This window comes from Rubrivivax albus, assembly GCF_004016515.1.
Classification (GTDB): domain Bacteria; phylum Pseudomonadota; class Gammaproteobacteria; order Burkholderiales; family Burkholderiaceae_C; genus Rubrivivax; species Rubrivivax albus.
On the sequence record NZ_SACT01000026.1, the window covers coordinates 1 to 4,223 of the forward strand.

Here is a 4,223-nt window from a genome sequence, read left to right on the forward strand (position 1 = left end):
CGCAACGGCGCGGCGCCTGGCCCGCGAAGCGCAGGATACACAGCAGGCGCTTCGCGGGCCAGGTGCCGCGCCGTTGCGCGTCGGCGCTTGAGCGAGGTGTTAGGCCGCACCCGCGCGCGCCGATGCGGCGACCACCCAACCTGACAGAGAGCCGGCCGCGCAAATCTGAACACGGCGTAAGGTGGAAAGGCTGCTCCGCTGGGCGAGGATAGAGCCCGAGACGAAGGAGCAGGAAACATGAGCAGGAGACCACGCCGCAACCACTCAGCGGCGTTCAAGGCCAAGGTGGCCATCGAAGCCTTGGCCGACGGCAAGACGATTGCCGAGATCGCACAGAAGCACGACGTGCACCCTCACCAGGTCACGGAGTGGCGGCGGCAACTCATCGAGCGCGCGGCCGGCGTGTTCGGTGCGCCGGCCGTGACTGAGGCGCCACCGGTGGACTTGAGCGCCACGTCTTCTGGGCTTGGTTTCTCGCTCACGATGCCCTCCGGTGGGGTGTGCTGTGCGGCCTAACGTTTGAGCTAAGCCGCGCGCAGCGGCACGGTGCCTGGCCCGCGAAGCGCAGGATACACAGTGAGCGCTACGCGGGCCAGGTGCCGTGCCGTTGCGCGTCGGCGCTTGAGCGAGGGGTTAGGCATCACTCCTGCTGCTTGAATTGAACGACGTTGCCTTCTGGGTCCCAACCGTCAAGCACGATGCAGCCACGAAAGCGCCATGCGCCCTCTGCTGGCTTCAGGTGGCCGCCTGTCTTGTTTGCGACCGTGCGCACTGCTTCAAGGTCGTTGACGATGAAAGTGGGCTTGAATGGTGTGTCCTCGCGCACCACAGGCGGCTTAGCAATCTTGATCTCTGCTGCGTACTTCCGCGGAATGGCATGCACCACGATTTCGTATCCGTGGCCACGCAGCAGATCATGTGTGCTCGCCGATTCCTCGACCTTCAGATCGAGAGCCAACTGATAGAACGCCGAAACGCGCCTCTTGTTCTTCGCGAACACCACCAAGCCTTGCTGCGTGTCTTGAATTCGCTTCGATGGCACGGCCGGGCTCGCTGTGATGCCTAACGTTCGAGCTAAGCCGCGCGCGACGGCACGGCGCCTGGCCCGTGCGGCGCATGATATGCACACTGCGCCGCACGGGCCAGGTGCCGTGCCGTTGCGCGTCGGCGCTTGAGCGAGGTGTTAGGCGTCACCCAATGTGCACTCCACGACCTTCGTTCCGAGAGTGAAGCCAACCAAAGCCGACGCTGGCAATGAGCGACACCCAACCAACGATGATGAGAACAAGCCGCCAGTCTCTATCCGCCGCATCGCCTGGAAGGATTGAATAGAACCAGATTGGAAAGAACGCGCCGATAGGAATGACGATGAGCACAAAGATTCCAAACAATACCCATTCAATTGCGCGCCACCTCCAGCCCTTCAATCTCGCAATTCTGCCCGTTACAGCGAAGTACTTGCTGACAAACCACGCCGCAACCGCTGCCTGTAGCACTACTGTCACTGCCAGGAACACAAGCTTCATTCGACCATGTATGCCAAGCAAGGCACTTCTTCTGAGCGGCTCATGCTCGGTGCGCCGAGCGCACCGAGCGGGGCCTTTGGTGACGCCTAACGTTCGAGCTAAGCCGCGCGCAGCGGCGCGGCGCTTGAGCGAGGGGTTAGGCCGCGCCTTCAAGGTGTTGCCCGGGCGATAGCACAGGCCATGGATGGAACACTGGCTAGAAGAATATGTAGATGAGAAACGTCACTAGCAATGCGAGAGCTACCCACGTGCCGGTGCTTGAGCGTGGACCCGAGTTAGACGCCGCCTCCGCCGACCACTGCGTGGCCGCGGTCGGGGTGATTCCTTCAGATTCGATTGAGGCGGGGCTTATCAGGCTGGGAGCCTTGTGATTTCGGACGGATGGATTGCTCATCCGAACGCTGTAGCCGCGCGCGATCCAGTCCGAGAGCTCACCTTCATCTGCCACTCGCACGTAGTCCTTCTCGAAGCGCGTCTTGCTTACGACAAACATGCCGTCTTCGTGCCTGTGAGGCCGGAGTGTGGTGCCTACCGCCTTGCCTCGCTTCACTTGTGCGCTGAGTTTCTTCACCGATGCTCCCCCTGCAGTGCCTTTGACTCGTACAAGGATAGCGATCGTTCTTGGGAAGAACGGGTGGCGCGAAGAAAGTTGATAGATATGGGGTTTCCACGGAAGCGGATAGAGGAATGCGACGCCCCGCTGCGCGGCCTAACGTTCGAGCTAAGCCGCGCGCAGCGGCACGGCGCCTGGCCCGCGAAGCGCAGGATACACAGTGAGCGCTTCGCGGGCCAGGTGCCGTGCCGTTGCGCGTCGGCGCTTGAGCGAGGGGTTAGGCGTCGCTGCGAACGCTATTGTTGCCTTCGCGCTCTAGGCAAAAAGCGCCTCGACGCCCGCGAGGCGGCCAAGCCACTTCGCTCTTTCGTCTGGCTTTTCTCCAAAGTTTGATTCCACGTACCTGACGAAGGTCTGCTTAGCCGAGCTCTGCAGGTCAGGATGGATAGACTTGATTGTGTAGGTCTTGTCCTTGCCTTGCACGAATGAACGCGAGCAAAGCTGCACAGCGTGCATACAAGATAGAAATCCCTGGAATTGGTTGGGAGCATTCCAGTCGATAACCTTGCAAAGCGCAGACATGTCAAGCTCCTTCCCTGTGTCTGCGGCAAGAACACAAGCCACTACTATGAGATGCTGCTGAAATGTCACTCGACCCAAGAATCGCTCGACGGCCGTCGCTGGAAGATCGGCTGATGTGATCGGCACTTGTGACTGTTGCTGCTTCTCGGAGATTGCGTTGGCCACATCGCCAAATCTAGTTTCGAGTTGATCAATCCTAGTAGGTAGGCTAGCGACCAAATCTTTAAGTGCTGCATTCTGATTCGATATGGCAGATAAAGTCTCACTTAGCGATGTCATAGTAGATGAAAGTTCTGCCGACGCTGACCTGACCAATGAGTTGTTGATTGCTGCCGTTTCAGTGCTCAGCTTGGTCTGACCCGCAAACGCCTCTATATCCTCGCGAACCTCGCGAACTTCACTAGCCACGGTACTAATGCTTCCAAGGCTTCTGGACATTCCGTCGTTGGAGATGAAGGAGTAGAAGATTGCAACAACCGCAAGTAACAGAGATGTCATCGTTGCGGCGTTACTTAGATAAGTCGTGAACTCTTTGCTTGCGCTCCAGCGTTCGGTCATGAGAAAGACAAAGAATAGAAGTGCAATGAACGCCCAGTACTTGAAGTGCAACGCCAGCTCATTGAACTTTGCTTCCATAAACTTCCCTCCCTATGTCTCGTGCTGAGAACTCCGCGGCCCCGCTCTGCGACGCCTAACGTGATGTAGACGTCACGGTTACAAACCTGACGCCAATTCGAGTGGCTTTGATTGTCCACGAAACCGCCCGAGGACAACAGTCTGACGCTCGACGCCTGGACGACTACCTACGGGAAAGCTCGGGGACCCTGTGAAGCGTGGGATTGCCTGCCTTCCGAAGCGCTTCGAGGTCATAAGACGGGTCTTCGGTGAGGCCTAACGTTCGAGCTAAGCCGCGCGCAGCGGCGCGGCGCTTGAGCGAGGGGTTAGGCGGCACTCTCCGCTTCTCCGCGAGCGAACTGCTTGACCAAGATGGTTCTGGCGAAAGGGCCGACATACTTGGGCACGGAAGCAACCACGTTGTAGCCACAGCGAAGATAGAACTGAACGTTCTCCTGCAGCAGCGTATCCAGAAGCGAGTCTTGACAACCGCGCGCCACAGCCTCGCCCTCGAGTGCCTCCAGAGTGCGCCTGCCAAGGCCCTGATTGCGCATGGCCTCGGCTACCCACAACGAACTGACGAACAAGCGGCCGTATTCTGTGCGACCACACGCGCCCGCAACCAAAATCCCGCCGTCTCTGACCATAGCGACGACACTGCGTGCGTTCCCACCGTGAGCCTGAGCTCTGCCATAGCTGAGAACCCCAGACTCGATGCACTCGATGTCATTGGGATTGGCTGCTTCCGAGACTTCGACTACCGCCACGGCTGAGGCCTTCGTGCCGCCTAACGTTCGAGCTAAGCCGCGCGCAGCGGCGCGGTAAGCGTCCGGCGATCCCGTCATGACGACGGGGGCGGTGGTCAGGCCGAGTCGATCGCCTGCCAGCGGTGCGGCAGCAGCTCGCCGATCCTGCTGGCGGGCTGCGTAGGCAGCCTCTCGAGCACG

The 4,223-nt window shown here is 59.6% G+C and carries 5 protein-coding genes; 1 reads left to right on the forward strand and 4 read right to left on the reverse strand.

Annotation, left to right across the window (positions count from 1 at the left end; translation table 11 throughout):
- The first annotated feature begins 237 nt into the window (after positions 1-237).
- A complete protein-coding gene (locus tag ENE75_RS25855) occupies positions 238-516 on the forward strand; it encodes a transposase (protein ID WP_128201713.1) in 279 nt (92 codons plus the stop codon).
- A 124-nt stretch (positions 517-640) separates the two neighbouring features.
- Here ENE75_RS25855 and ENE75_RS24495 read toward each other — a convergent pair whose 3' ends face one another.
- The 4 genes from ENE75_RS24495 to ENE75_RS24510 all read right to left on the reverse strand — a co-directional run bounded on the left by ENE75_RS24495 (position 641) and on the right by ENE75_RS24510 (position 4,121).
- Positions 641-1,042, reverse strand: a complete 402-nt coding sequence (locus tag ENE75_RS24495) for a VOC family protein (protein ID WP_128201715.1) — start codon at positions 1,040-1,042, stop codon at positions 641-643.
- A gap of 148 nt (positions 1,043-1,190) precedes the next feature.
- The gene (locus ENE75_RS24500; protein ID WP_128201717.1) at positions 1,191-1,526 is read right to left on the reverse strand and encodes a hypothetical protein; all 336 of its coding nucleotides are present in this window, start codon (positions 1,524-1,526) and stop codon (positions 1,191-1,193) included.
- Positions 1,527-2,394: 868 nt separating this feature from the next.
- A complete protein-coding gene (locus ENE75_RS24505) occupies positions 2,395-3,297 on the reverse strand; it encodes a hypothetical protein (RefSeq protein WP_128201719.1) in 903 nt (300 codons plus the stop codon).
- Between the two features lie 305 nt (positions 3,298-3,602).
- Positions 3,603-4,121 carry a GNAT family N-acetyltransferase gene (locus ENE75_RS24510; RefSeq protein WP_128201721.1) on the reverse strand — a complete coding sequence of 173 codons (519 nt, stop codon included), beginning with the start codon at positions 4,119-4,121 and terminating at the stop codon, positions 3,603-3,605.
- Positions 4,122-4,223: the final 102 nt, after the last annotated feature.